The 25,789-nt window shown below is 63.3% G+C and carries 25 protein-coding genes; 19 read left to right on the top strand and 6 right to left on the bottom strand.

Annotation, left to right across the window (positions count from 1 at the left end):
- Positions 1-241: 241 nt before the first annotated feature.
- Positions 242-868, top strand: a complete 627-nt coding sequence (gene rpsD, locus AC1AUD_RS06070; protein ID WP_476573071.1) for a 30S ribosomal protein S4 — start codon at positions 242-244, stop codon at positions 866-868.
- A 92-nt stretch (positions 869-960) separates the two neighbouring features.
- On the opposite strand, the gene AC1AUD_RS06065 is transcribed toward rpsD, so the two are convergent.
- Positions 961-1,848: a hypothetical protein gene (locus tag AC1AUD_RS06065; protein WP_476573069.1), complete on the bottom strand. Its 888-nt coding sequence runs from the start codon at positions 1,846-1,848 to the stop codon at positions 961-963.
- A gap of 188 nt (positions 1,849-2,036) precedes the next feature.
- Here AC1AUD_RS06065 and AC1AUD_RS06060 point away from each other — a divergent pair, with 188 nt between their 5' ends.
- Positions 2,037-2,306 (top strand): BrnT family toxin, encoded by a 270-nt coding sequence (locus AC1AUD_RS06060; protein WP_476573067.1) that lies wholly within the window; start codon positions 2,037-2,039, stop codon positions 2,304-2,306.
- Positions 2,287-2,532: a type II toxin-antitoxin system BrnA family antitoxin gene (gene brnA / locus AC1AUD_RS06055; protein ID WP_476573066.1), complete on the top strand. Its 246-nt coding sequence runs from the start codon at positions 2,287-2,289 to the stop codon at positions 2,530-2,532. Before AC1AUD_RS06060 ends, brnA begins: the two co-directional genes overlap by 20 nt.
- 75 nt (positions 2,533-2,607) lie before the next feature.
- On the opposite strand, the gene AC1AUD_RS06050 is transcribed toward brnA, so the two are convergent.
- Positions 2,608-2,973, bottom strand: coding sequence for a phage holin family protein (locus tag AC1AUD_RS06050; protein ID WP_476573064.1), 366 nt, complete (start codon positions 2,971-2,973; stop codon positions 2,608-2,610).
- Between the two features lie 309 nt (positions 2,974-3,282).
- On the opposite strand from AC1AUD_RS06050, the gene AC1AUD_RS06045 reads away from it, so the two are divergent.
- Positions 3,283-4,680, top strand: coding sequence for a DUF2142 domain-containing protein (locus AC1AUD_RS06045; RefSeq protein ID WP_476573063.1), 1,398 nt, complete (start codon positions 3,283-3,285; stop codon positions 4,678-4,680).
- On the opposite strand, the gene AC1AUD_RS06040 is transcribed toward AC1AUD_RS06045, so the two are convergent.
- Positions 4,616-5,395 carry a response regulator transcription factor gene (locus AC1AUD_RS06040; protein WP_476573061.1) on the bottom strand — a complete coding sequence of 260 codons (780 nt, stop codon included), beginning with the start codon at positions 5,393-5,395 and terminating at the stop codon, positions 4,616-4,618. The two genes, AC1AUD_RS06045 and AC1AUD_RS06040, sit on opposite strands and share 65 nt — an antisense overlap.
- Positions 5,392-6,738: a sensor histidine kinase gene (locus tag AC1AUD_RS06035; RefSeq protein WP_476573059.1), complete on the bottom strand. Its 1,347-nt coding sequence runs from the start codon at positions 6,736-6,738 to the stop codon at positions 5,392-5,394. The genes AC1AUD_RS06040 and AC1AUD_RS06035 overlap by 4 nt, the downstream gene beginning before the upstream one ends.
- A gap of 48 nt (positions 6,739-6,786) precedes the next feature.
- On the opposite strand from AC1AUD_RS06035, the gene AC1AUD_RS06030 reads away from it, so the two are divergent.
- The 6 genes from AC1AUD_RS06030 to AC1AUD_RS06005 all read left to right on the top strand — a co-directional run bounded on the left by AC1AUD_RS06030 (position 6,787) and on the right by AC1AUD_RS06005 (position 12,676).
- Complete coding sequence (locus AC1AUD_RS06030; protein WP_476573057.1) at positions 6,787-7,461, top strand: histidine phosphatase family protein; 675 nt, start codon at positions 6,787-6,789, stop codon at positions 7,459-7,461.
- Positions 7,462-7,590: 129 nt separating this feature from the next.
- Positions 7,591-7,989, top strand: coding sequence for a DUF948 domain-containing protein (locus tag AC1AUD_RS06025; protein ID WP_476573055.1), 399 nt, complete (start codon positions 7,591-7,593; stop codon positions 7,987-7,989).
- Complete coding sequence (locus tag AC1AUD_RS06020; RefSeq protein ID WP_476573054.1) at positions 7,989-8,225, top strand: hypothetical protein; 237 nt, start codon at positions 7,989-7,991, stop codon at positions 8,223-8,225. Before AC1AUD_RS06025 ends, AC1AUD_RS06020 begins: the two co-directional genes overlap by 1 nt.
- A 94-nt stretch (positions 8,226-8,319) precedes the next feature.
- Positions 8,320-11,007, top strand: a complete 2,688-nt coding sequence (gene alaS, locus AC1AUD_RS06015; protein WP_476573052.1) for an alanine--tRNA ligase — start codon at positions 8,320-8,322, stop codon at positions 11,005-11,007.
- Positions 11,008-11,018: 11 nt separating this feature from the next.
- The gene (ruvX, locus tag AC1AUD_RS06010; protein ID WP_476573050.1) at positions 11,019-11,489 is read left to right on the top strand and encodes a Holliday junction resolvase RuvX; all 471 of its coding nucleotides are present in this window, start codon (positions 11,019-11,021) and stop codon (positions 11,487-11,489) included.
- Complete coding sequence (locus tag AC1AUD_RS06005) at positions 11,489-12,676, top strand: endolytic transglycosylase MltG (RefSeq protein ID WP_476573048.1); 1,188 nt, start codon at positions 11,489-11,491, stop codon at positions 12,674-12,676. Before ruvX ends, AC1AUD_RS06005 begins: the two co-directional genes overlap by 1 nt.
- A gap of 130 nt (positions 12,677-12,806) precedes the next feature.
- Here the strand turns inward: AC1AUD_RS06005 and AC1AUD_RS06000 are convergent, their stop codons facing one another.
- Entirely contained in the window at positions 12,807-13,280 is a 474-nt protein-coding gene (locus tag AC1AUD_RS06000; protein ID WP_476573046.1) for a peptidase A24, read from the bottom strand.
- A gap of 46 nt (positions 13,281-13,326) precedes the next feature.
- Here AC1AUD_RS06000 and aroC point away from each other — a divergent pair, with 46 nt between their 5' ends.
- The 3 genes from aroC to AC1AUD_RS05985 are packed head-to-tail and all read left to right on the top strand — an operon-like array spanning position 13,327 to position 16,645.
- Positions 13,327-14,520, top strand: a complete 1,194-nt coding sequence (gene aroC / locus AC1AUD_RS05995; protein WP_476573044.1) for a chorismate synthase — start codon at positions 13,327-13,329, stop codon at positions 14,518-14,520.
- A gap of 53 nt (positions 14,521-14,573) precedes the next feature.
- On the top strand, positions 14,574-16,178 hold the full coding sequence (locus AC1AUD_RS05990; protein ID WP_476573042.1) for a bifunctional shikimate kinase/3-dehydroquinate synthase: 1,605 nt from the start codon (positions 14,574-14,576) through the stop codon (positions 16,176-16,178).
- 11 nt (positions 16,179-16,189) lie between these two features.
- Positions 16,190-16,645: a type II 3-dehydroquinate dehydratase gene (locus AC1AUD_RS05985; RefSeq protein WP_476573040.1), complete on the top strand. Its 456-nt coding sequence runs from the start codon at positions 16,190-16,192 to the stop codon at positions 16,643-16,645.
- 198 nt (positions 16,646-16,843) lie between these two features.
- Here the strand turns inward: AC1AUD_RS05985 and AC1AUD_RS05980 are convergent, their stop codons facing one another.
- Positions 16,844-17,809 carry a hypothetical protein gene (locus tag AC1AUD_RS05980; protein WP_476573038.1) on the bottom strand — a complete coding sequence of 322 codons (966 nt, stop codon included), beginning with the start codon at positions 17,807-17,809 and terminating at the stop codon, positions 16,844-16,846.
- 216 nt (positions 17,810-18,025) lie between these two features.
- On the opposite strand from AC1AUD_RS05980, the gene hisC reads away from it, so the two are divergent.
- From hisC to AC1AUD_RS05950, 6 genes are all read left to right on the top strand, one after another.
- Positions 18,026-19,138, top strand: a complete 1,113-nt coding sequence (gene hisC / locus AC1AUD_RS05975) for a histidinol-phosphate transaminase (protein ID WP_476573036.1) — start codon at positions 18,026-18,028, stop codon at positions 19,136-19,138.
- Positions 19,139-19,154: 16 nt separating this feature from the next.
- Positions 19,155-20,432 (top strand): MFS transporter, encoded by a 1,278-nt coding sequence (locus tag AC1AUD_RS05970; RefSeq protein ID WP_476573034.1) that lies wholly within the window; start codon positions 19,155-19,157, stop codon positions 20,430-20,432.
- Positions 20,433-20,518: 86 nt separating this feature from the next.
- Positions 20,519-21,532, top strand: a complete 1,014-nt coding sequence (locus AC1AUD_RS05965; protein ID WP_476573032.1) for an NAD(P)-dependent oxidoreductase — start codon at positions 20,519-20,521, stop codon at positions 21,530-21,532.
- Positions 21,533-21,561: 29 nt separating this feature from the next.
- Complete coding sequence (locus AC1AUD_RS05960) at positions 21,562-22,374, top strand: ATP-binding cassette domain-containing protein (RefSeq protein ID WP_476573030.1); 813 nt, start codon at positions 21,562-21,564, stop codon at positions 22,372-22,374.
- Entirely contained in the window at positions 22,371-23,957 is a 1,587-nt protein-coding gene (locus AC1AUD_RS05955) for an ABC transporter permease/substrate-binding protein (RefSeq protein ID WP_476573028.1), read from the top strand. The genes AC1AUD_RS05960 and AC1AUD_RS05955 overlap by 4 nt, the downstream gene beginning before the upstream one ends.
- A 76-nt stretch (positions 23,958-24,033) precedes the next feature.
- Complete coding sequence (locus AC1AUD_RS05950) at positions 24,034-25,695, top strand: CTP synthase (protein WP_476573026.1); 1,662 nt, start codon at positions 24,034-24,036, stop codon at positions 25,693-25,695.
- The last annotated feature ends 94 nt before the right edge of the window (positions 25,696-25,789 follow it).

Raw genomic sequence — 25,789 nt, 5'->3', positions numbered from 1 at the left:
GAAAACTCTGACGAGTATTCGATCGGCGCCTCCGAAGACAACCCCGTGTCCCGCACCTCATGTACTATTCCATATTTGGTGTGCGCCGACCGGCGTGCATCGTCTGGAGCCTTAGCCCGTCGGCGGATCGGCGGCCGCATAACGCGGTTGTTCAGCGTCGGAGAGGCCCGGCTCAGCGCTCGGCGTCGCATCCGCGACACCAAAAGCGTTCCGTTCAGACAACGACAGAAAAGAGAACACAATGACTAACGTTCAGCGTGCTCGCCGTCAGGTGCGCCTTTCCCGCGCCCTCGGCATCGCCCTGACCCCCAAGGCCCAGCGCATCTTCGAGAAGCGCCCGTATGCTCCCGGTGAGCACGGCCACGACCGCCGTCGCACCGAGTCCGATTACGCGGTGCGTCTGCGCGAGAAGCAGCGTCTGCGCGCCCAGTACGGCATCTCCGAGAAGCAGCTGCGCTCTGCCTACGAGAAGGCCACCCACGTTCCCGGCCAGACCGGCAACGCCATGCTGCAGGACCTCGAGGTCCGCCTCGACAACCTGGTGCTGCGCGCCGGCTTCGCCCGCACGACCGCCCAGGCCCGCCAGTTCGTGGTGCACCGTCACATCCTCGTGGACGGCAACATCGTGGACCGCCCGTCCTACCGCGTCAAGCCCGGCCAGACCATCCAGGTGAAGGCCAAGAGCCAGACCACCGTTCCGTTCCAGATCGCCGCCGAAGGTGTGCACCGCGACGTGCTGCCGCCGGTTCCGGGCTATCTCGATGTGAACCTCGCCTCCCTGAAGGCCACCCTGACCCGCAAGCCCGAGCCCTCCGAGGTCCCGGTGCAGGTCAACATCCAGTACGTCGTCGAGTTCTACGCCCGCTGATCCGTACTCTCACCACTTAATTCATCTGAATCAAGGACATACCGCTCGAACCCCGCTCCCGCAAGGGACGCGGGGTTCTCGCGTTCTGGGGCCTAGATTTCGGCTATGGCAACCATGACCACGGTGAATGCGAGCAACGCCTCCAGCCAGATGAGTCCGGCTGCATGCCATTGCCATTTTGCGTCTATGCCACGTTGTGCAAGCGCGCGGGCGCAGCCCACCTCGCTTGGCAGAACGGCGAACCCAATCAGCAGTGCGATGCCGACGAGAATAAGCTGCGTGGGCGCGATTTCCGACTCGGTCAGCACGAAACCAGCCAAACCCACCGCCGTCGCGACTTCCAGGGCAAAGGCAGACGTGGAAGGCTTGGCGTCTTCGGCCTTGGGACGCAGCGCAAGGACCAACGCCATCACGGCGAATACCACGCCCATGACCGCGGCCGGCCACGCGCCATAGATGGTGTCCGATTCGGAAAGCCGGGAGATATCCGTATACCAGTCGGTGAACCCATCATTGGTGGTTCGGCCGCTCACGATCTGGGCGTATAGGATGGTGCGCCCCAATCCTGTTCCCAGCATGCGGGAGATTCCGGCGACGACCATCGCCAACCCCGTGAGGAATATCCAGCGGATATGCGAAAGAAACAGGCCCGCGAACAGGAAAGCCAGTCCCACTGCGGCGGATAGGGCGACAATGGACGCAAGCAATCCCAATGCATCAAAACGACCTGATTCCACGCCGAGCACGCCCAACCACCACGGATCCCAGCCGACATTGCGACTGCGCACCACCCAAGCGGCTTGGGCCAGCAAATCCGCCACGGATAACAAGCCCGTCACAGCCAGACGCCGGCATATGCCGCGCATCGTGAATGGTTTCGCGATATGCTCGCCTTTTCGCGGCCGCATATCCTCCCTAAACAGGTTCAATCCGCCAAAAGCGGGGAAGCCATCATGCGGCCATTGACTGCGCTTCGCCATGAACCTCGCCCTTCCAACTCAACCAATATCCGACAGCGGATAAATCACCGTTCCCGAATTTTACTGCTCGCAATCAGCCTGTGGACACCAGTGGGTTATCCTGAAGCCTGGTTTCTACAAGGTTATTTGTACATATATTGAATCCATATTATATTGATATGTAATAGGTATGAACGGAGGCGCTGCCGATGGAATTCGAGTACGATCCAGAGAAAAGCGCGAAGAACCTCGCCAAGCATGGCATCGACTTCGAGCAGGCTCAGGAACTGTGGAACGATCCTGACTTGTTCAGTGTCAAGGCCATATTCCCAGACGAGGAACGGTGGCTGTCCATTGGTGTCATGCGTGGCAAGCATTGGACCGCAGTCTGGACGCCGAGAGGTGAGAAAACCAGAATCATATCTGTCAGACGGGCACGAGACAAGGAGGTGCAGCTTTATGAAAGCCACGACTGCTGAGGAATTCGACAGGATATTCGATGACGGTGAGGAGGACATCACCCAATACCTCGACATGAGCACTGCGCATCGTCCCAATCGAGAGAAGCTTCGCGCCATGAGCGTGCAGTTGCCTGAGTGGCTGGTCAACACGCTCGACCGCGAGGCGAGCCGCATCGGCATTAGCCGTCAGGCAGTTATGAAGACCTGGCTTGTTGAGCGCGCTGACGCGCTCCAATCGACATGATGCAAAGTGCGATTCAACGTGAGGTCCCCGCAACGAATTGCGTTGCGGGGACCTCACGTTTGTATGTTCCGTTCGTCAGTTGCGCACCACGCCGCCGAGGAGAGCGGAGACGATGGACATGATGAGCGAGCCGAGCACGGACCACAGGAAGCCGTCGATAACGACGCCGACGTCGAATAGGCTCAGGGCCAGCCAGCTCGCCAGCTCCATGAACAGCCAGTTGATGATCAGATAGAGCACGCCGAAGCTCAGGATCGTGAACGGCAACGCCAGCAATTGCACAATCGGTTTGATCGAGGCGTTGATGAGGGCCAGGAACAGGGAGAAGGCCGCCACGCCAAGAATCGCGGGCTCGCCCACGGCCCGGAACCCCGGCAGAATCGTCACGACCACGCCGGCCGCGATCGCCAGCACCAACCAACGCGCAAGAAATCCACTCATACGCCCAATCCTAACTGTTTCGCGTTGTGCTTCCTGTGACGTTCGGGGAGGAATCGGGGAATGTTCGGGGAAGAGCGATGACCTTCGCGTGACTTTTCCGTGACCTCCGGCATCTGGTGGGAGTGACGGCATCGGCGCGAGGCTGAGGCCATGAAGAGGCTGAGCCATTGTCCTAACGTGCGCAACGTCGTTTCGCCAGGATTGCGTGGGGCTGCGGGGAACCGTGCGTCTGTCTCATGCCATGGCGCGCGGGGCTTTGCGCGCCGGCCGATTTTCGCAATTCGTACAAGGCATACGCTGCGTTGTATCGTGGCCCTGCTGTTCATATACCTGGCCCTTGCCGGCGTCGTCAAAGTGGCTGTCATGCCGATTGGAAAGACGCCCGATGTGTGGGAACACCTCTACCGCAGTTCGGCGATACTCAACGGCGATATCGTGGCCCGCCCGGTGAGCTCGACCTCCGCATACCACGCCATCGCCGACGAAAACGTGGGCGGATGCGTGGACACGGCGTTGGTACGCCTGTCCGTCGAATACGCCAGCGATTTCGACCTTGGCTCCATCAATCCGGGCAGTGTGCCCGATTGGTCGCGTCCGTGCATCGATGCGCCCTTCAACAACACGGCTGTCTATTCGCCCACCGCCTATCTGCCGCAGCTCGCCGGACTGATGATTAGTTGGATGGTCGATCTTGATGCCGAGTGGACCTACCACTTGGTCGAGGCGACGACGCTGGTCGTCTTCCTCATCGCCGTCATGCTGGCCTTGGCTCTGCTGCCACGAGACGGACATCGGCTGGTCCTCATGGTTTGTCTTGTTTGCATCGCGCACCAAACCAACGCCGATATGTCCATATCGGCCGATTCCTTTGCCTTTGCGCTGCTCATTGTGTTGGCAGCGCTGTTGGCGCGCAGCCTCGATTCGCTTCCGCGCGCCGGCGCGTCGACGCGCCCGTTCCCTCCGACTTTGATGGCTGAACTGATACTGTCGGGAGGCTTGTTGGCCATTGGCAAGATCGCCTACGCGCCGTTGCTATCAGTGCTCTGGGCCGTCGTCGCCGTGCGTTGGTGCGACATGCGTGCGTCGGTGCGAGCGGCCGGTTTGATTGCCGTTCCCGCCGGATGGCTGCTGCTGCTGGTATGGATGCGGATCGGAGCGCATGGATATGCGACGAGTCCCACGCGTGTGAGTCAGGCGATGACAGAGCATCGCACTGCGAGCGTAATCAGTAGACCGTGGGAACCTCTGGAAGACATACTTTGGTCGCTGGCGCATCTGCAAACCCACAGTGACTGGGATCGTTTTCGCTTGGTCCTGTGGTGGCTGTGCATGGTTGCGATCGGCGTCGGACTCTTGCTGTGGATCTGCTGTCTGCGTCCGCCTTTGCATCAGTCGCGGCGGCGCGGTTCCGTTGAGCTTGAGACTGATGACAGTCAACTGCGCAGGCGCGTCCCGTGGGCATGGGCGTGGTGCTGGCTGATGATACTGGCCTCGGTCACGCTGTGCTATCTGGCGCTCTGGCTGCAGTTCACGCCGGATGGCGCGGCGGGCGTCGCCGGTGTGCAGAGCCGCTATTTCTGGATCATGGCGCCGTTGTTGGTTATGGCTGGGATGGGCATATGCGACGCGGCGGCGCGTCGTTTCAGCGCAGCAACGCGGTCAGCTCGGTGCGGTTGCGCACACAAAGCGTCTGGAATATCGCGGTGATGTGATTCTTGACCGTGCCGGTCGACAGGAACATCGTGCGCGCGATCTCGGCATTCGTATGTCCCTCGGCCACAAGCGAGGCGATCTGACGGTCGCGAGGAGACAGGCGCTCCAACAGTGCGGCGGCGTCGCATGAGCCATGCGACGCGTCGTCTTGGGTTGTGCGCAGGCCCTTGTCCCTGGCTGTTTCGGTCGCCTCGACCGGTGCTACCGGTGGCATGCCATCGGTCAGCCAGTCCATGACGCGCGATGTCGCCGCCCCGCCGAGCACACGCCCGCCGGCCGCGACCTCGCGGATCGCGTCAGCCAGGTCATCCATCGACACGTCCTTCAACAGATGCCCGTATGCACCCGCTTGGATCGCGGCCATGAGATTGCCGTTCTCGTCGAAAGCCGTCAGCAGAATGCATCTGATCTCGGGATGCAGACGGCGCAGACGCGCGATCAGCTCCGGCCCGTCGATGCCGGGCATACGCGCATCCACCAGCGCGACATCCGCGCCGCCATCGGCCCATCCGTCCCAGTCCAAGGTTTCCTCGGCCCCGGCGAAGGATGAGACCAATGCGATATCGTCGAACGGCGCGAGCATCGAAGCCAATCCGGAGCGCACGATCTGCTGGTCGTCCACCACGATCACACGGATCGGATCACGCCGCGTCATATTGCCGCTGCCTTCACTACCGCTGCGCTTGAGGATAGCCGCCGCTTCGTTCATCGGTTCCCTCCATCCCGATCATGCGTTGAGTCCCAACGTTCCTCATATGGCATGTCATCGGTCGCCTTGTTATCGTCGCGCGGATGCTCCGCATCATCCCGAGCCGCACCGGACCAAGGCAGCCTTAGCTCGATCAATGTGCCGCCGAGCGTGGGGGAGGATCCGATATCGAGCGTGCCTCCCGCTTGCCGGGCGCGTCTGCGCACGCCGCGCAGGCCGAAGCCATGCTCGAGATCCGCGGCCGTCATACCGGGGCCATCATCCTCGACGCGCACCGTGACGTCGGCGGAACCCGGTTTTCCGGTCACTGCGATCGTCAGGTCGATGCGCGAGGCGTGCGCATGACGCACCGCATTCGTCAGCGTCTCCTGCAGCATCCGATAGACCAGCAGCTTCGCATCCGAGCCAAGCGCTGCGACGTCGCCCTCGATCCGTGGGCGCACGGTCACGCCAGTCGACTGGAAGGAATTGGCCAAAGCCGCGATGGATTGCGCGTCAAGGCGCTCGCCGAAATCATAGGGGTTCAAGGCTCGCGCCATCTGTCGCACCTGTTGCATGGCTTCGCGTGTGATGCGCTCGGCCTCGGCCACATGGCCGGCGGCTGCGGCGAGATCAGCCCCTCCATCCGCGCCATTCGCACCCGCTGTCGTCAGCGCATGCGCGGCCGCCTCATGCGCGCAATGGATGGCGGTGAGCTGCTGCCCGATCGAATCATGCATATCGGAGGCCATACGCGCCCGTTCCTTGGCCAGCGTCAGCGATTCGATCGTCGCGACATTGCGCTCCAACTGGCGGTTCTGGGCGTCCAGACGCATCGTCTGGCGTGTGTAGAGCAGGAACATCACGCCCACAAACAGCAGATAGAGCGTGACCTGCCGGCTGCGGAACGTACCCACCAACTCATCGTACTGAGTCCATCGATTCGCGCCCGTCAGCAGCATGATGGCCCAATAGCACGCCGCCAACGAAACCCAGCCCACCCAAACGGGCGTCGTCAACGCGAGCAACGCCACCGTCACATACACCAGCACCTGCCCGCCAAGCGGCGACATCGGCACGATGCACAGCGCCACAGCCACCGTCGCCAGCGCACAGCACCGCTGCCATGCCAACCGTTGCGCGCGGCGCATGCCCAGATGGCACAGCGCGAGTCCGCCATATTGCAAGGCGATGGCCATGACCACGCCGTTGTTGCCCACCAGCCAATACGTGAAACCGCTCCACGGCCCCAGATGATCCGAATACTGCGAACTCGCCAACGCGCAGAACATCGCGAATCCCAGCATCACCGTGAACTGCCGCGCGATCGGCACCGACGCGTGCCATCCCCTTGTGCTTCCCATGGCTCCATCGTAGTTCCTCGGCGGGGGACCATGGATAGAATAAACACCATGATTCTCAATCTGCATCTCGTCCGCCATGGGCAGACCTATTTCAACCGATACAACCGCCTGCAGGGCTGGTCGAACTCGCCGTTGACCGAGGCCGGGCTGGCCGACGCCGACAAGGCCGGCGCCAAGCTCAGCGACCTCACCTTCGCCGCCGCATACTGTTCCGACACGACGCGCGCGCAGGAGACGGCGCGCCGCATCCTCGATCTCAACGGGGCCGCCGGGCACGCGCGCCCGGAACTGGTGTCCGATATGCATTTCCGCGAGCAGTTCTATGGCTATTACGAAGGCCTTGATATGGCGATGGCATGGTATGCCGCCGGCGCGCCGCACGGCTGCAAGACCTACAACGACATCGTCGCCAAGGCGGGACTGGGCGCGACCCGTGACTGGCTCAAGGACGCCGACCCGTTCCACGACGCCGAATCCGACGCCGAATACTGGGCCCGCGTCGAGGGCGCGTTCGCGCTGATCGCCGCCAATCCGGCGCTCAAGGACGGCGACGATGTGCTCGTCATCTCCCATGGCAACACCCTGCTGAGCCTCGCGCATCGCTTCGGCGGACCCGACCTCGACCTGTCCGAACGCCCCGCCAACGGTTCGGTCACCACGCTGCGCTTCGACACGGATGCAACGTTTGACGAGGCCATCGCGATCGCGGCATACAACCGCTGATCGATCGATATACGTCGCCTTGAGCGGCATAGACGCAGGCGCAGGCCAAGGGAATGGCCGGGATATGCCGGCTCTGACGGCCCGCGGTGTTACTGTTGTGCGGGTAAGTGTGCGAAAGGGAGGATACCCATGGATGTTGGTCAGATCGCGGGCCTGATCGCGGCGATCGCCTTCGCCGTGCTCGCCGGATTCCTGATCTATCCGCTGATCCGGCTCGGCAAGCTCTTCGACCAGATCGCCGACACCGTGCGCCAGTCCGGCGAACACGCGATTCCGGCGCTTGACGAGGGCGTGACCACCGTCCGCCAGGTCAACAAGTCGTTGGAGGACGTCAACAAGATCTCCGCGGCGGCCTCGGCCACGGCCAACAACGTCGGCGCCCTGACCGATCTCTACGGTTCCTTCCTGGGCAAGCCGGTGATCAAGGCCGCCTCCGCGGCCTATGCGCTCAAGTCCACCGCGCAGTCGTTCCTGGCCAAGAAGGGCGCGAACCCGCAGGCCGGACCCGAACCCACCAAGGGGGAGTGATGTTCAAACGACTGTTCTGGATCGGCGTGGGCATCGCCATCGGCGTGACCGCCGTCGCCAAGGCGCAGGCCTATGTCAAGGCCCACACGCCCGACAAGGCGCGCCAGTTCGTGCTCGGCCCCGACCAGGAGAACGTGACGATCCGCACGCTCGAAGGCCTGATCAACGAGTTCAACGCCACCCGTCGAGCCCGCGAGGCTGAGCTCAACAGGAAATACGCGGAACGCGCCCGCTGAACCAAGCGCATCTGACCCGACGCACCCCATCCAAACCACGAACCTCCAATAGGGCGTCCGACGACGCCCGGAACCACAAGGAGTCCCAATAGCAATGCGCACCTCGGAAATCGCGAAGCGCTACCTCGACTATTTCGGCAAGCACGACCATCTCATCGTGCCCTCGGCGTCCCTGATCTCGCCGAACCCGACCACCCTGTTCACCATCGCCGGCATGGTGCCGTTCATCCCGTATCTCATGGGCGAGCAGACGCCGCCGAAGCACCGCATGGCCTCCAACCAGAAGTGCGTGCGCACGCTCGACATCGACGAGGTCGGCAAGACCACGCGCCACGGCACCTTCTTCCAGATGCTCGGCAATTTCTCTTTCGGCGACTACTTCAAGGAGGAGGCCATTCACTTCGCCTGGGAGCTGCTGACCACCCAGCAGTCCGAGGGCGGCTATGGCTTCGACCCGGCCAAGCTGTGGATGACCACCTTCACCGACGACGAAGAGGCCCGTTCGATGTGGAAGAACGAGGGCGTCGACCCCGAGCACATCCAGATCATGGGCATGGAGGACAACTTCTGGACCACCGGCGGCCCCGGTCCCGGCGGCCCCTGCTCCGAGATCTATGTGGACCGAGGCCCCGAATACGGCGTCGAGGGCGGCCCCATCGCCGATGAGAACCGCTATATCGAGATCTGGGACCTCGTCTTCGAGAACTACGAGGTCGACAACGTCAAGTCGAAGACCGACCTGCACATCGTCGGCGAACTCGAGCACAAGAACATCGACACCGGCGCCGGCCTCGAGCGCCTCGCCTACCTCATGCAGGGCAAGCAGAACATCTATGAGACCGACGAGGTCTTCCCGGTCATCGAGGCCGCCGAGCGTCTGTCCGGGCGCAAGTACGGCGAGGACGCGGCCGCGGATGTCAAGTTCCGCGTTGTGGCCGATCATGTGCGCTCCGCCCTCATGATCATGTCCGACGGCGTGCGCCCCTCCAATGTGGGCCGCGGCTATGTGCTGCGCCGCCTGCTGCGCCGCACCATCCAGGCCATGCGCGTGCTCGGCGTGACCGATCCGGTGATCCCCGAGCTGCTGCCCGTCTCCAAGGAGGCGATGGTCGCCAGCTACCCGGAGCTCAACGACACCTTCCACGACGTCTCCGAGGCCGCCTACGGCGAGGAGGACGCCTTCCGCCGCACGCTCGACAACGGCATCGCGATCCTCGACGTCGCCGTGAGCAAGGCCAAGGAGGCCGGCTCCGGCGATGCTGCGGTCGTCTCCGGCAAGGACGCCTTCACCCTGCACGATACCTACGGCTTCCCGATCGAGCTGACGCTCGAGATGGCCGCCGACCAGGGCGTCAAGGTCGACGAGGCGAAGTTCCGCGAGCTGATGGCCGAGCAGAAGTCCCGCGCCCGTCAGGATGCGTTGAAGAAGCGCCACAATGTGGATCTGTCGGTCTACGATGACTTCAAGAAGACGCTCGCCCAGCCGATCGACTTCCTCGGATACACCGATATGTCGGCGCGCGCCCGCGTGCTCGGCATCATGGTCGAGGGCAAGGGCTCCGTGCCCGCCGCCACCGGTCCGGCCAACGTCGAGGTCATCCTCGACCGCACTCCGTTCTATGCGGAGGACGGCGGCCAGCTCGCCGATCAGGGCGAGATCCTGTCCGACGACGGCGCGGTGCTTGAGGTCGACGATGTGCAGAAGCCGATCAAGGACCTCATCGTGCATCAGTGCCGTCTGACCGAAGGCACGCTGGTCGTGGGCGCCGAGGTCAACGCGAATATCGACCTTGGCCGTCGTGGCGCCATCGCGCGCTCTCACACCGCCACGCATATGGTGCACAAGGCGCTGCGCGAGGAGCTTGGCCCGCAGGCCACCCAGCGCGGCTCCGAGGACGCCCCGAACCGTCTGCGCTTCGACTTCCAGTGGTCCTCCGCTCCGTCGAAGTCCGTGATGAACGCCGTCGAGGAGCGCGTCAACGACCGCCTGCGCGACAATCTGGCCGTCACGACCAAGGAGATGAAGTTCGACGACGCCATCGCGCTCGGCGCGATGCACCTGTTCGGCGAGAAGTACGGCGACATCGTGCGCGTCGTCTCCATCGGCGAGGACGGTTGGAGCCGCGAGCTGTGCGGTGGCACGCATGTCGACCACGTCGGCAAGATCGGCGCGATCAACATCATGTCCGAGGCCTCCATCGGCTCCGGCGTGCGCCGTGTGGACGCCGTCGTGGGCGCGGGCGCCTATGAGTACAACGCCCGCGAGCATGCGCTGGTCTCGCAGCTTTCGGACAAGCTCAACGCCCGTCCGGACGAGCTGGCCGAGCGCGTCAACACGCTGCTCGCCAAGCTCAAGGAATCCGATCGCCGTCTGGCCGCCATGTACGAGGGCCAGCTCGCCGCCTCGGTGCCTGAACTCGTCAAGGCAGCCCAAACCTCCGCCGCGCCTGTGTGCGTCGCCGCGAAGAACGTGGGCCACTTCGGTTCCTTTGACGCGCTGCGCAAGACCGTGCTCGACGTGCGCGGACGCCTCGGCGACGACAAGCCCGTGGTCGTGGCCCTCGCCGGTGTGAGCGAGGACGACAAGCCGATGGTCGCGGTGGCCACCAACGAGGCCGCCCGCAAGGCCGGCATCAAGGCCGGTGACCTCGTGCGTGGCGCCTCCAAGATGCTCGGCGGCGGTGGCGGCGGCAAGCCGGACTTCGCCCAGGGCGGCGGCCAGGATGCCTCGAAGATCGACGAGGCGCTGGCGGCGCTCGAGACCGAGGCATTGAAGGCCTGACGCTTCCGCGCATGACGTGGCTAGGCGTTGATTTGGGTGACGCCCGGGTCGGACTGGCATTGTCCGACCCGGGCCTTGCCCTTGCTCATCCCATTGGCAACGTGGCCGCCTACGGGGATTCGTTTCGCGCATTGGACGATGTGATCGCGGTTATCGAAGACGAGGCCGTGGACCATGTGGTCATCGGTCTTCCGTTGCTCCTGAGCGGAGAGGAAGGCAAAAGCGCGAAGAAGGCGCGTCGGTGGGCCAAGAACCTCGCCCGACGCATAGAGTGCCTCATTGGGGACAATGAGACGCCGTTGACGGCTGTTCCCGAGATATCATTGATCGATGAGAGACTGACCACGGTCAGCGCGCATCGTCAACTCAACCAGGCTCATCTGGATGGCCGCAAGCATCGACCAGTGGTCGACCAGCAATCGGCCGTGGTGATCCTGCAGACGGCGCTGGACCGTCGACAAGCAGTGGAGGAACGGGAATAGTGGCCGACAGTTTCAACGATTTCTTCGAACAGAGCAGCGGCTGGGTCGACGATGGCGCCGCCCCCGCTCCTGTTTCCGGCGCATTGCCGCCCCAGCCGCCGCGCTCCCGCAGGGATATGCGCCGCCGTCGCGAACAGCGCAAGCGTCGCCATATCATCGGCATCATCGCCGTCATTGTCGTGGTGGCGCTTGTGGTGGCCGGCGGTGCCTTCGGCGTCGTCAAGATCCGCCAGTGGCGCGTCGCGCAGGAGGCCGCCGCCCAGCGCGCCGTCGTCGAAGATTGGGCTGGTCCGGGAGAGGGTGAGGTGTCCTTCACCGTCGAGCAGTGGCAGGCCGGCGATGTCATCGCCAAGAACCTGGTCAAGGCCGGCATCGTCAAATCCGTCGAGGCCTTCACCAGCGCCGCCGGGGACACGATCCTCTATCCGGGCACGTATTCGTTGAAGAAGAAGATGTCCGCGGAATCGGTCGTCAAGATCCTGGCCGACCAAACGCAGGCCACCGGCTTCCTTGAGGTGCGCCCCGGTGATCGTGTGAGCGATGTGCTGGCCACGGCCTCCCAGCTCACCGGCATCGCGCAGTCCGATTTCGAAGCGGTGGTCAACGGCGGCGGCTCGGGTATTCTGCCTGCCGAGGCTGGCGGCGATTTCGAGGGATGGCTCGAACCCGGCTCCTATGATGCCAAGGCCAAGACCTCCGCCTCCGAAGTCCTCAAGGAAATGGTCGACGCACGCATCGCCAAACTCGATGAGATGGGCGTGCCCTCCGGCGACGAGCGCGAACGCATCCTCAAGATCGCATCCATCGCCGAGGCCGAGGTGAACCGCCATGAGTATTACGGCAAGGTGACCCGTGTCATCGAGAATCGTCTTGAGGGCGGCATGAACCTTGGCATGGATACTTCCCTGGCATATGGCTTGGGCAAGAAGGCCAGCGAAATTACGGACGCCGACATCGCCGACACCTCGAATCCCTACAACCTGCACAACCACGAGGGCCTTCCGCCATCGCCGATTAGCAATCCGGGGGATGAGGCCATTCAGGCGGCGCAGAATCCCGAGCCAGGCGATTGGATGTATTTCGTGACCGTCGACCTGTCCACCGGTGAGACCAAGTTCGTCGAGACCGAGGACGAGTTCTGGCAAATCAGGCAGGAATACAAGGACAATAACGAGAACGCCAACTAGCGTGCGCTGGCCATGACGGCACATTGGGCATCACGCCCGATGATTTTACGATGATGCTGACGGGGCCGGAGCGTTCGAATAACCTAGACGTTGCTCCGCTTCCTCTCTTGGGGAAGCGGAGCAACATGCATTATGCGAACAACGGCGAAGCGAACACGGCGATGACGCCGGCCGCAACGATAACCGGCGCGAACGGAACCTTGCCGCGGTAGGCGGTGCGCCGCTGCGGATCGAAACGCGTCCATAGCGCGATGAACGCGAGCCCCAGCACGCCCATCATGAGCCACCAGACCACTACCGGGCCCAATCCATAGGCGCCCACGGCCAGTCCGACCATCAACGTCGCCGTCACATCGCCCAATCCCAGCGAACCCGGCTTCAGCAATGCCAGCACTCCCTGCACCAGCGCGCAGAGCAACGCGAACAGCACCGACTGGATCAGGGTGAAGAAGGTATTGTCCAGCGCGCCCCACACCAGATTCGCCAACAGCTGCAGCGCGCAGCCGACGGCGATCCATGCGCGCGGCACGCGGCGGCGGCGCACGTCCTCGACGCCCACGGCCAGTCCACATAGAAGACTTGGCAGGCAGAAGTAGTACGGCATACCAGTAAGATTAGCCCCAGTTGCTTGCACACGGATAGGAGAGGGCATGTTGCGTTGGCAGACCGCCGGGGAATCCCACGGCGAGGCATTGGTGGCGATGATCGAGGGAGTGCCGGCCGGCGTCTCCGTGACCACCGACGATATCGTGGGGGCCCTGGCCCGCCGCCGCCTCGGATACGGGCGCGGCGCGCGTATGAAATTCGAACAGGACAAGGTGCGCCTCTTGACCGGCGTGCGCCATGGCAAGACGCTCGGCGGCCCCATCGCCATCGAGATCGCCAACACCGAATGGCCCAAGTGGACCGAGGTTATGAGCGCCGATCCGCTCGACCATGAGATCGCCCGCGAAGGGCGCAACGCGCCGCTGTCGCGCCCGCGCCCCGGACATGCCGACCTGACTGGCATGCGCAAATATGGCTTCGACGACGCCCGCCCGGTGCTCGAACGTTCCTCGGCTCGTGAAACCGCGTCGCGCGTGGCGCTGGGCCGCGTCGCCGCGAATTTCCTCGAGCAGGCGCTCGGCATCCGCACCGTCGCCCATGTCATCTCCATTGGCGGCGCCGGCGTCGAGGACGGGGACGATGCCGTGCTGCCCACGCCCGACGACGTTGCCGCGCTTGACGCATCCCCGGTGCGCACGCTCGACAAGGCCGCCGAGGCACGTATGGTCGCGCGCATCGACGAGATCAAGGCCAACGCCGACACCGTGGGTGGTGTCGTTGAGGTCATCGCCTACGGCGTGCCCGCCGGCATCGGCACCTATGTCGAATCCGACCGCCGCCTCGACGCGGCGCTGGCCTCCGCGCTGATGGGCATCCAGGCCATCAAGGGCGTGGAGATCGGCGACGGCTTCCTCGAGGCCATGCGCCCCGGTTCGGCCGCGCACGACGAGATGGTTCCCGGGGAGGACGGCCGCATCACGCGTCTGACCAACCGCGCCGGTGGCATCGAAGGCGGCATGTCCGACGGCGAGCCGATCCGCGTGCGCGCCGCGATGAAGCCGATTCCCTCCATCCCGAGGGCCCTGCGCACCGTGGACACCGGCACCGGCGAGGCCGCGCAGGCCATCAACCAGCGTTCCGACACCACCGCCGTTCCCGCGGCGGCCGTCGTGGCCGAGGCGATGGTGAGGCTCACCCTGGCGAAGTATGTGCTTGAGAAATTCGGAGGCGACAGCATCGAGGAAACCCGGCGCAACGCCGAGGCATACCTTGCCTCCTGGCCGGAGCACCAGCGGTGACGCGGCGGTCTGACGGAGGCACCCGCGCGTCGGAACACGGCGGTCGGCCCCGTATGGTCCTCATTGGGATGATGGGGGCCGGCAAAACGCGCGTCGGCAAGGAAATCGCGCATATCATGCACCTTCCCTTCGCCGACGCCGATATCGAGATCGAACGCGAAACCGGGATGAAGATCCCGGATTATTTCGCCAAGTACGGCGAGCCCGCGTTCCGCGAGGTCGAAGCCGAGGTCATCGCGCGTCTGCTCGTCGAATTCAGCGGCGTGTTCTCCCTCGGCGGCGGCGCCCCGATGACGCCCGCCACACAGGATCGGCTGGCCGAATATATCGCCGACGGCGGCAAGATCGTCTATCTCATGGCAGATCCGGCCGAGGCGATGGAGCGCGCCAACCGCGGCGGCGGACGGCCGATGCTTGACGGCGATGCGAACGCGCGCTGGAAGAAACTGTTTAAGCAGCGCGACCCGGTGTTCCGCCGCGTTGCCAATGTGCTCGTGCCCACGCGCGGGCTGACGCCGCAGGTCGCGGCGAGGAAGGTGATGGACATGGCCTCCGAACGACAGGTGCATGTGACCGGTTCCGGCATCGAAGCCTATGATGTGATGATCGGCGAAGGCACGATGGGCCGTCTCGTCGAGACGCTGGGCGAGGGGGCGACCAAGGTGGCGCTGATCCACACCCAGCCCGTGCAGCGGCATTCCGACCGCGCGCGCGCATTGCTGCGCCAAGGTGGCTTCGAAGTCTCCGATATCGTCATCCCCGACGCCGAGGCCGGCAAAACCGTCGACGTGGCCAACCGCATCTGGAACCGGCTCGGCGATGAAGGATTCACCCGCTCCGACGCGATCGTCGGACTCGGCGGGGGAGCAGCCACCGATCTGGCCGGCTTCATCGCCGCCACCTGGATGCGCGGCGTGCGATACGTCAACTGCCCCACCTCGCTGCTGGCCATGGTCGACGCCTCCACCGGTGGCAAAACCGGCATCAACACCCCGCAGGGCAAGAACCTCGTCGGCTCCTTCTACACGCCCGCCGGCGTGCTCGCCGATATGAAGACCCTTGCCACGCTGCCACCTGACATCTTCACCGAAGGCCTGGGCGAGGTCGCCAAGTCCGGCTTCATCATGGATACCGGCATCCTCGATATCCTCGAAGCCCATGCCGCCGAGCTGCGTGCCTTCGACGGGGCCACCTTCCTCGGCTCCGGACTGGAGGATGTCGTCGCCGAGCTCATCGAACGCACCGTGCGTGTCAAGGCGCACCATGTCAGCTCCGATCTCAAGGAAAAGGGCCTGCGCGAATTCCTCAACTATGGGCACACGCTTGCCCACGCCATCGAGCAGCTTGAGCATTTCAAGTGGCGTCATGGCAACGCGGTCGCCGTCGGCATGGTCTACGCGGCCGAATTGTCGCATCTGCTCGGCTATATCGACGCCGATCTGGTCGACTATCACCGCGAGTTGCTTTCGTCGCTCGGCCTGCCGACCTCGTGGAACGGCGGCTCCTTCGATGACGTGCTCGCCCTCATGCACAAGGACAAGAAGGCCCGCGGGCGCATGCTGCGCTTCGTCGTGCTCGACCGCCCCGGCCACGTCGTCCACCTGGAGAACCCGCCGGCCGACGCCGTGCGCGAAGCCTTCGACCGCATTCGTAAGTAAGGAGTGCCACCATGACCACCAAAGTCATCGTTGTCAACGGCCCCAATCTCGGCCGCCTCGGTGTGCGCCAGCCCGACGTCTACGGCCGTCAGGACCTCGAGACCCTGCGCCAGCTGTGCACCGAATGGGGCGTCGAACTGGGTCTTGACGTCGAGGTGCGCCAAACCGACGACGAGGCCGAGATGATCGGCTGGATGCACCGCGCCGCCGACGAGAAGACGCCCGTCGTGATGAACCCCGCCGCCTTCACCCACTATTCGTATGGCCTCGCCGACGCCGCGCATATGGTCATCGACGAAGGCCTGCCGCTGATGGAGGTCCATATCTCCAACCCCTCCGCCCGCGACGAATTCCGCAAGCGCTCCGTCATCTCCCCGGTCGCCACCGGCACTATCACCGGCATGGGGTTCTACGGCTACAGGCTCGCCCTCGACGCCGTCGCACATCTCATCGCCGAGCGCGGCTGACTGATTTCATTCAGTGGTACTTTCTTCCGAACGACACGCCGCTGTTCTGAAAGATGTGCCACTGAGTAACGCTAAGCGGCATGTTTTTCAGAACATAAGCGTGTTGTTCTGAAAAACATGCCGCTGAGACGGACTCAGTGGCACAAATTTCAGAAGACCTGCGTGTCGTTCTGAGGTTTGAGACGCAGAGCGACACGGTTAGTTGAAGGGACATCCCACCCAAGGAACGCCTGCGTCCCTGAGCTTGTCGTACAACGGCTGCCGGGCAATCACTTCATTATGGAAACAGTGAACCACCGTGGTCACGCCGGCTTCCTTGAGTATGCGGTCCCGTTCGATCTGATCATTGACCACCTGTCGCACCGTTCTCGCCCCGGTCATCTGAGGATCGACGTACTTGCGCGTTCCATCAAACTCCAGCACGATGATTCGCCCATCGTGAAGCCGCCACAGGAAATCGACGCGGTAAGTCTGTCTCGGATCACTGGGATCGGTGAATTCGACCTGCAGCTCTGGACGCGCGAAGCCCAAGGTAAGAATCGTTCCCCGCGTTAGCGATTCACCGCCGTTCTCACTACGCGCATCAGCATGCTCAATCAGATGGAGCACTGCTTCATGATTGGTACGTAGATGTGCGCATTGCTCCAGCACCCTAGCCGTGTCCAATCCCTGACGAAGCGCAGAATCAATGATGCCCAAAGCATGCTCAAACGGCAGGAACAGTCCGCAGTCGATGACAGTCCGCGCTTGGTCCGTGACGGTTATGCCGTCGACTTGGTCGATGGGAATCTCCTGCATATAGACGCGTTCAATCGGCTGGCCGGAGACTCGTCCCGATTGATACAGGTCGGCGATGCGAATGGCTCCATCGTGGGCTGTCCAACTGTGGTCAAAGCCATGCATGCACGCCGCCGTCAATCCGGCGAACACCCAATTGGGATGAAGACATGCCAGGGCGCGCGCGATATGCCGTGAACGTTCGCAACTGTCGAGGCCGTGCCACGTCTCCTTCGGCATATAGATGTTGTTCAACGGTGACACCAACGTTCCCTCCGCCACGCGTCGGTTCAGTGCGCGCCGTAGGGATGGACTGGTCCCATACGCGCAGCGTCGCTCTTTGCAGGCCTCCGCCAATGCCGCCGCCACACCCTTGTGCTCCTTCATATTTCGACCGTATGCATGCTCCGGCAATGCGCGCAAGTCGTTCCGGGCATTGTGGACGGAGGCTGTGTTTCCGGCGCGTCGCAAGGTGCCGGTGATTTGTTAACACCATATGTCTTCGTAGCGTGGCCGAAACATAAATTACGGTTTGAGGTCATACGAGGAGCCTTGACTAATGCACCGTCGCTTGCATATTGCACATCTATGGAAAGGGAGACGATGGTCAACGGAATCCGCAGGGAAGCCTTCGCATGCGAGAAGTATGTGTCAGGGAAGAGCATGGATCAGGTCATGGCCGACTATGGTCTGACCAGTGTGGTCAAACTGGGGTCCAACGAGAATATGTACGGACCCTATCCACATGCCGTCGAGGCAATGCGGAACCAGCTCGACATGGTCAATATCTATCCTGAGCGCGACTACCTGCTGCTCAAGGAGCTGCTGGCAAGGAAATTCAACGTGCCGGGCCCCGATTGGGTCAGCCTCGGGCATGGCGCGGGCAATGTGCTTGACGCGGTGGCCAAGACGTTGCTCGAGGCAGGGGACGAGGTCATCGTTCCCCAGCAGTCTTACCGCCTGTATCCCGAAATCTCCAAGATCATGGGAGCCAAGGTCGTCGAGGTGCCGCTTGACGACGATTACACGATCAGCTTGGACACCTTCGCCGATGCGATGAACGAGCGCACCAAGATCGTCTGGCTGTGCAACCCGAACAATCCGACCGGCACGGTGGTGCCCAAGGCCGATTTCGACCGCTTCGTGGACCGTCTGCCGGAGAACTGCTGGCTGGTGGTCGACGAGGCCTACGCCGAGTTCGCCGACGAGGACGCGCTGCCCGATGTCGTGGATTATGTGCGGCGCGGCAAGCAGGTCATCGACATCCGTACGTTCTCCAAATACTATGGGCTGGCCGGTCAGCGCATCGGCTATCTCATCGCGGACCCCGAGTTCGTCAATTGGTATGACACCGTCTCCGAACCGTTCAACTCGAACCGTCTCGGCCTTGCCGCGGCCGTGGCCCTGCTGGAGAAGGACGCGGACGAATGCGAACGCTGCAAAGGCCTGATTGTGAACGACCGCGAGCATATGAACGACGTGCTTTCGACCATGGGGTGCAAGCCGGTGCGGTCGAATGCGAACTTCGTGTTCTTCGAGATGCCCTACGAGGCCTCCGAGGTCGCGGAACGACTGCTGCGCCGCGGTGTGATCGTGCGTCCGTGCGGCGGGTGGGGATATCCGCGCCATATGCGCGTGAGCATCGGGACCACCGAGCAGAACGAGGAGTTCCTCGCGCAGATCAAGGCCGTCTTCGACGAGTTGTCCGCCGAGTGATCCAGGAGGAACACGAATGAATCCCACGCTGCGAAAATATCTGACGCTGATTGTGCTTGGCTTTTCGGCCGGCGCGATCTACTGCCTGCCCTATATCAAGTACGTCTTCTACGATGCGATGCTCGACGTCATGCACATCAGCAACGCCCAGTCGGGCTTCCTGCTGTCCATGTATGCCTTCGTGTGCATCTTCCTGTACATCCCGGGCGGCATCCTGGCCGACAAGGTCTCCTCGAAGAAGGCCATCATATTGTCCCTTCTGGGCACAGCCTTGGTCACGCTGATCTTCATGTTCACCTTCAACTACTCGGTCGCGCTGGTCGTGTGGCTGCTGTTCGCCTTCGGCTCTGGCTTCGTGTTCTGGTCCGCGATCCTCAAGGCCGTGCGCATGATCGGCACCGAGGAGGAACAGGGCTTCATGTATGGCGTCTACTATGCGGCCAACGGCACCGGCGGCGCGGTCACCAACGCCGTCGCTCTCAAGGTCTTCGACGGGTTCGGCGGCGATGTGCGCGCAGGCATGTTCTGGGCGCTGCTGGTGATGATTATCGCCATGGTCGTTTCCGCGGCCCTTCTGCAGCTGCTGCTGCGCGAACCCAGCCGCGAGCAGATTGCCGCCACGCCGGAATCCGAGAAGTTCCATTTCTCCGATCTGGGGCATGTGCTGCGCAAGCCCTCCCTATGGCTGGTCTCCATCGTGTTCTTCTGCGTGTATGGCGTCTACAGCTGCAATTCCTTCTTCACCCCGTATCTGACGGATGTGATCGGCTTCGATGCGAGCACCGCGGGATACCTGCAGATCGTGCGCTCGTATGTGGTCATGCTCGTGGCGGCGCCGCTGGGCGGCTTCATCGCCGACAAGCTGTGCAAGTCCACCCTGAAATGGTTCGTCATCGGCGGCGTGGTACTCGGTGTCTCCATCCTCGCGGTGATCCTCGTGGGCCCCGGTGCCAACGGCTGGCTCGTCGCGGTGCTCACCCTGATCCCGGGTCTGTTCGCCATGTGTCTGTATGGCGTGATGTTCTCCGCCCTGCATGAGATCGACATACCGGTGAGGATGGCGGGCACCGCCATCGGCATCGCCTCGATCGTCGGGTACCTTCCCGACGTGGTCCTCCAGCCGTTCTTCGGCGGTCTGGTTGATGCGGGAGGCAACGCCGGATACACCCGCATCTTCTGGTTCCTCGCCTCCTTCTGCCTGATCACCGTGGCGCTCAGCCTGCTGCTCTACCGCAGCCATGTGCATGCCGGGGCGATCCAACCCCAGGCCCGGGCCAAGGCCGCCATCGCATAGCCCCGCGCTAAGTCCCCGCACCACCCGCTTGGATGGCGGGCGCGCGGGGCGCGCATGGAATAACGACGAATATCGAAAGGAACATCATGACCAAGATCGCAATCTGCGATTACAAGGAGCCCCTCAACCGGGATCTCGACATCGAACGGAGCATTTTCCGCAAGGGACTCGGCGACGACGTCGAGATCAGCGTCTACGAGCACGACGGGGACATGGAGGCGTTCAAACGCGCCATCGCCGATGCGGATGGCGTGCTCACCTCCTATCTGGAGTTCCCGGCCGACGTGATCGCCAGCAACCCCTCCCTCAAGGGCATCTCCATCGAGGCCACCGGCTACAACTTCGTGGACGCCGCCGCGGCCGAACGGCAGGGGACCGCGGTGGCGGTGATCGGGGAGTACTGCACGCAGGAGGTGGCCGACCACACCATGGCCCTCGCGCTCGCCGTGTCCAAGAGCCTCAAGCACTATGACCGTGAGATCGAGACCAAGCATCGCTACGACTGGAACTCCACCTCGGGCATGAAACGGCTCGCCGACTCCACGATCGGCATCATGGGCCTCGGCAAGATCGGCAAGGCCGTGGCCCGCCGCGCCCAGGGCTTCGGACTGACGGTCATCGCCTACGACCCCTATTGCCCCGCGCAGGCCGCCGCCGAGGTGGGGGTGGAACTGGTCCCCAAGGAAGAGCTCTTCCGTCGTGCGGACATCATCACGCTCAACATGCTGCTCACCCCCGAAAGCGAGCATATCCTCGATGCAAAGGCATTCTCGATGATGGAGCGCAGGCCCGTCATCGTCAATGTGTCCCGTGGCCAGCTCATCGACGAGACCGCCCTCGTCGAAGCGCTTGACTCCGGCAAGGTGTACGGCGCCGGCCTCGACGTGCTGACCGACGAATCGAACGAGGGCACGCTGACCTGCCCCTTCGTCGGGCGCGAGAACGTGATCCTCACCCCGCACAGCGCGTTCTACTCGGACAAGGCGCTGTACGAATGCCAGCGCATCGCCTCGGAGAACCTGGTCCATATCCTGCGCGGCGAGCAGAAGGATGTGTTCCGCATGGTCAACCATGTGGACGTGACCGGCAACGCTCTCTGAGCGGCGTTCCAGACACGAAGGAGAACAATATGGCCGTGTTGGCTGCCGATTCCAGCGTAGACGCGGCCGCCGTGTCCCCGGTCAAGATAGCGGTGCGCGATGTGTCCAAGTCCTTCGGCGGACGCGTCGTGCTCGACGACATCTCCCTGGACATCAGACAGGGGGAGTTCGTCGTGCTGATCGGCCCCTCGGGAGGCGGCAAGACGACGCTGCTGAGACTGCTCAACCGGCTCGCCGAGCCGGATGAGGGACATGTCTTCATGGACGGGCGCGACATAGCCCGCATCCCCGGCGCGGACCTGCGCTCGCGGATGGGATATGTGATCCAGGGAGGGGGATTGTTCCCGCATCTGACGGTTCGTCGCAACATCGACATCATGATGCGCAACGCCGGCGTGGACAAGGCCGAGGCCGCCGCCAAGGTCGAGCGGCTGATGGATATGGTGGACCTCGACCGCACGCTGGCCGACGCCTATCCATGCCAGCTCTCCGGCGGACAGCAGCAGCGCGTGGGCGTCGCCCGCGCCTTCGCGATGGACCCGGGGGTGATCCTGATGGATGAGCCGTTCTCGGCGCTTGACCCCCTGACCAGACAGGATCTGCAGGATCAGCTGCTTGAGCTGCACCGCGAGTCCGGCAAGACCTTCGTCTTCGTCACCCATGACATGGACGAGGCGGTCAGGCTCGCCGACCGCATATGCGTGATCCAGCATGGGAAAGTGGTCCAGTTCGACGCGCCTTCGCATATCCTGGCCCATCCGGTCTCCGACTTCGTCGTCCGCTTCATCGGACGGGCGCGCAGTATCAGCGATGCACTTGTCCAAGGGAGCGATGCGGCATGAATGGCGTGGAAGGACTATGGAATGTGTTCCTCCAGCGTCGGGTGGAGCTGGGGGGACTGTTCCTCGAACATATGCAGATGACCTCGGCGGCTGTGCTGCTGTCCCTGGTCATCGGCGTGCCGCTGGGCATCGCCATCACCGCTTCGAGACGCTGGGCGGCCGTGGTCATCGGCGTGGCCAACGTCACCCAATCCATCCCCAGCCTCGGCCTGCTTGCGTTGTTCGTGCCGTTGATCGGCATCGGCAAGCCCGCGGCGGTGGGCATGGTGCTTGTCTATGCGCTGCTGCCTATCCTCAAGAACACCTATATCGGATTGACCGGCATCGATCCGGTGATCGTGGAATCGGCGCGGGGCATCGGCTTGTCGCCAGGACGCATCATGGCACAGGTCAAGCTGCCATTGGCGGTGCCCACGATCATGGCCGGCGTGCGCATATCGGCGGTCACCGCGGTCGGCACGGTCACCATCGGGGCCTTCGCCGGCGCGGGCGGCCTTGGTTGGATGATCAACCTCGGCCTCAATGCGAATGACGTGGATCTTGTGCTGCTCGGCGCCATCCCGGCCTGTCTGCTGGCATTGGCCATGGATTTCGCGCTTGGCTTGGTCGAACGCGCGCTCACGCCGGAGGGTCTTGGCCCCACCGAACGCATCGCTCGAAGCACCCGGATGCGTCGCGTGATGCGGATCGCCTTCGCGTCGTTGTGCGCCTTCGCGCTGCTGATCGCTCCGCTGGCCGCGACATTGCCGTCGATGCTGCATGCCGATGACCACGACCGCGTCGTGGTCGGGGCGGAGAACTTCACCGAATCGCTGATCCTCGGCAACATCGTCAGCCAACTCATCCAACGCAACACGGATCTTGAGGTGGACGAGCGCTTCAACCTCGATGGCACGATGGTCACCATGCAGGCCTTCGATTCAGGTGAAATCGATATGTTCACCGACTACACCGGCGTGCTTGCCCCCAATGTGCTCGGCATCGAGGCGTCGTCCGACACGGATAGCGTCTATCGACAGGTCCGCGACGGCATGCGCGACGAGCATGACGCCAGTGTGTCGGCCCCCTTGGGGTTCTCGAACACCTATGTGCTCGCCATGACGCGTGAGAAGTCGGAGAGCATGGGAACCACGACTCTGTCGCAGCTCGTGGCGCGCTCGGGCGAGCTGCGGTTGGGTTGCACCACCGCCTTCATGCAGCGGCCCGACCTGCTGCCCAAGATGCGGTCCGCATTGGGCGTGCGCTTCGCCTCCGTCGATGGACTCGAAGGCAATGTGCGGTATCAGGCCGTCGTCTCCGGCCGCACCGACGTTACCGACGCCTATGAGACCGACGCCATGCTGGCCAAGGAGGATATGGTGACGCTCAAGGATGACATCGGCTTCTTTCCCGCATACCAGGCGGTGTCTCTCGCGCGTCGTGACGCGCTGTCCGCCCATCCGAGGCTGCGTGCCTTGCTTGCGCGGCTTGAAGGAGCCATCACGCCGGCATGGATGCGTGCGATGAACCGTCAGGTGGATCTCGATGGGAAGACTCCACAGGATGTGGCGTTGTCCTTTCTGCGTGAGAAAGGATGGGCCTGAACGCGGCGACGTTATATGCCTCCGCCGAACACGCCGGGGCGGAGCGCGTCGGGCGCGGATGATAGGCTGAAATTCCATGGCGAGAAGACAACATGGCAATTCCCAAGAACACGTGACCAAGCACATTTTCGTGACCGGAGGCGTGGTCTCATCCCTCGGCAAGGGCCTCACGGCCTCCTCCCTCGGTCGTCTCCTGCGTTCCCGTGGCATCCATGTGCTGCAGCAGAAGCTCGATCCCTATATCAACGTCGACCCGGGCACGATGAACCCGTTCCAGCACGGTGAGGTCTACGTCACCGAGGACGGCGCGGAAACCGATCTCGACATCGGCCACTACGAGCGCTTCCTCGACGTGTTCCTTTCCCAGAAGGCGAACGTCACCACCGGTCAGATCTACCAGGAGGTGCTGCGCAAGGAGCGCGCCGGCGAATACCTCGGCCAGTGCGTGCAGGTCATCCCTCACATCACCAACGAGATCAAGTCGCGCATGCGCGCCCAGGCCTCCGACGACGTGGATGTGATCATCACCGAGATCGGCGGCACCGTCGGCGACATCGAATCCCAGCCGTTCCTCGAGGCCGCGCGCGAGGTGCGCCGGGACCTCGGCGCGGAGAACTGCATGTTCGTGCACGTCTCCCTCGTGCCCTATATCTCCGCCGCGCACGAGCTCAAGACCAAGCCCACCCAGCATTCCGTGATGATGCTGCGCCAGCTGGGCATCAGCCCCGACGCGCTGGTGCTGCGTTCCGACCGCCCCCTGAACCAGTCCATCAAGGACAAGATCTCCCTGATGTGCGATGTGGACGCCGAGGGCGTCGTCAACTGCGTGGACGCGCCGAGCATCTACGACGTGCCGAAGATCCTGTTCAACGAGGGCCTCGACGCCTATGTGGTGCGCGAGCTGGGCCTGCCCTTCCATGACGTCGATTGGGACGAATGGGCCGATCTGCTTGAGCGCGTGCACCACCCCAAGCACGAGGTCAACATCGCGATCGTCGGCAAGTACATCGACCTGCCCGACGCCTATCTGTCCGTCACCGAGGCCATCAAGGCCGGCGGCTTCGCCAACTGGGCGAAGGTGAACGTCAAGTGGGTCGCGGCCGACAAGTGCGAGACCGAGGAAGGCGCGGCCGCAAGCCTCGACAACGTCGACGGCATCGTCGTGCCCGGCGGCTTCGGCATCCGCGGCATCGACGGCAAGATCGGCGCGCTGCGGTTCGCCCGCGAGCATGGTCTGCCCGCGCTCGGCCTGTGCCTCGGCCTGCAGTCGATGGTCATCGAATACGCCCGTCACGTCCTCGGCATCGAGGACGCCAACTCCACCGAATTCGAGCCGGATTGCGCCAATCCGGTCATCGCCACGATGGAGGAGCAGAAGGAGATCGTCGCCGGCAAGGGCGATATGGGCCACACGATGCGCCTCGGCTCCTACCCGGCCGAGCTCGAGGAGGACTCGCTGGTCGCCGAGCTCTACGGCACCACGCATGTCACCGAGCGCCATCGCCACCGTTACGAGGTGAACGTCGCCTACAAGGACCACCTGCGCGAGGCGGGCCTGAAGATCTCCGGCCAGAGCCCTGACGGCAGCCTCACCGAGTTCGTCGAGCTGCCGCGCGAGGTCCACCCGTTCTACGTCTCCACGCAGGCGCATCCCGAGTTCAAGTCCCGCCCGACCAAGCCCCATCCGCTGTTCGCCGGGCTCGTCAAGGCGGCGCTCGACCATCAGGAAGAGCGCTGAGACAGTGCCGGGATATTCGGAAATACTATGATGTGATTTAATTCACATTGAGCCTATGGCATGTCGATTCGCGGCTATGAATACCACGGTGTTC

The organism is Bifidobacterium sp. LH_730 (assembly GCF_056355835.1).
Note: the sequence above shows the minus strand (reverse complement) of the source record. Positions and strands in the feature narration are given on the sequence as shown.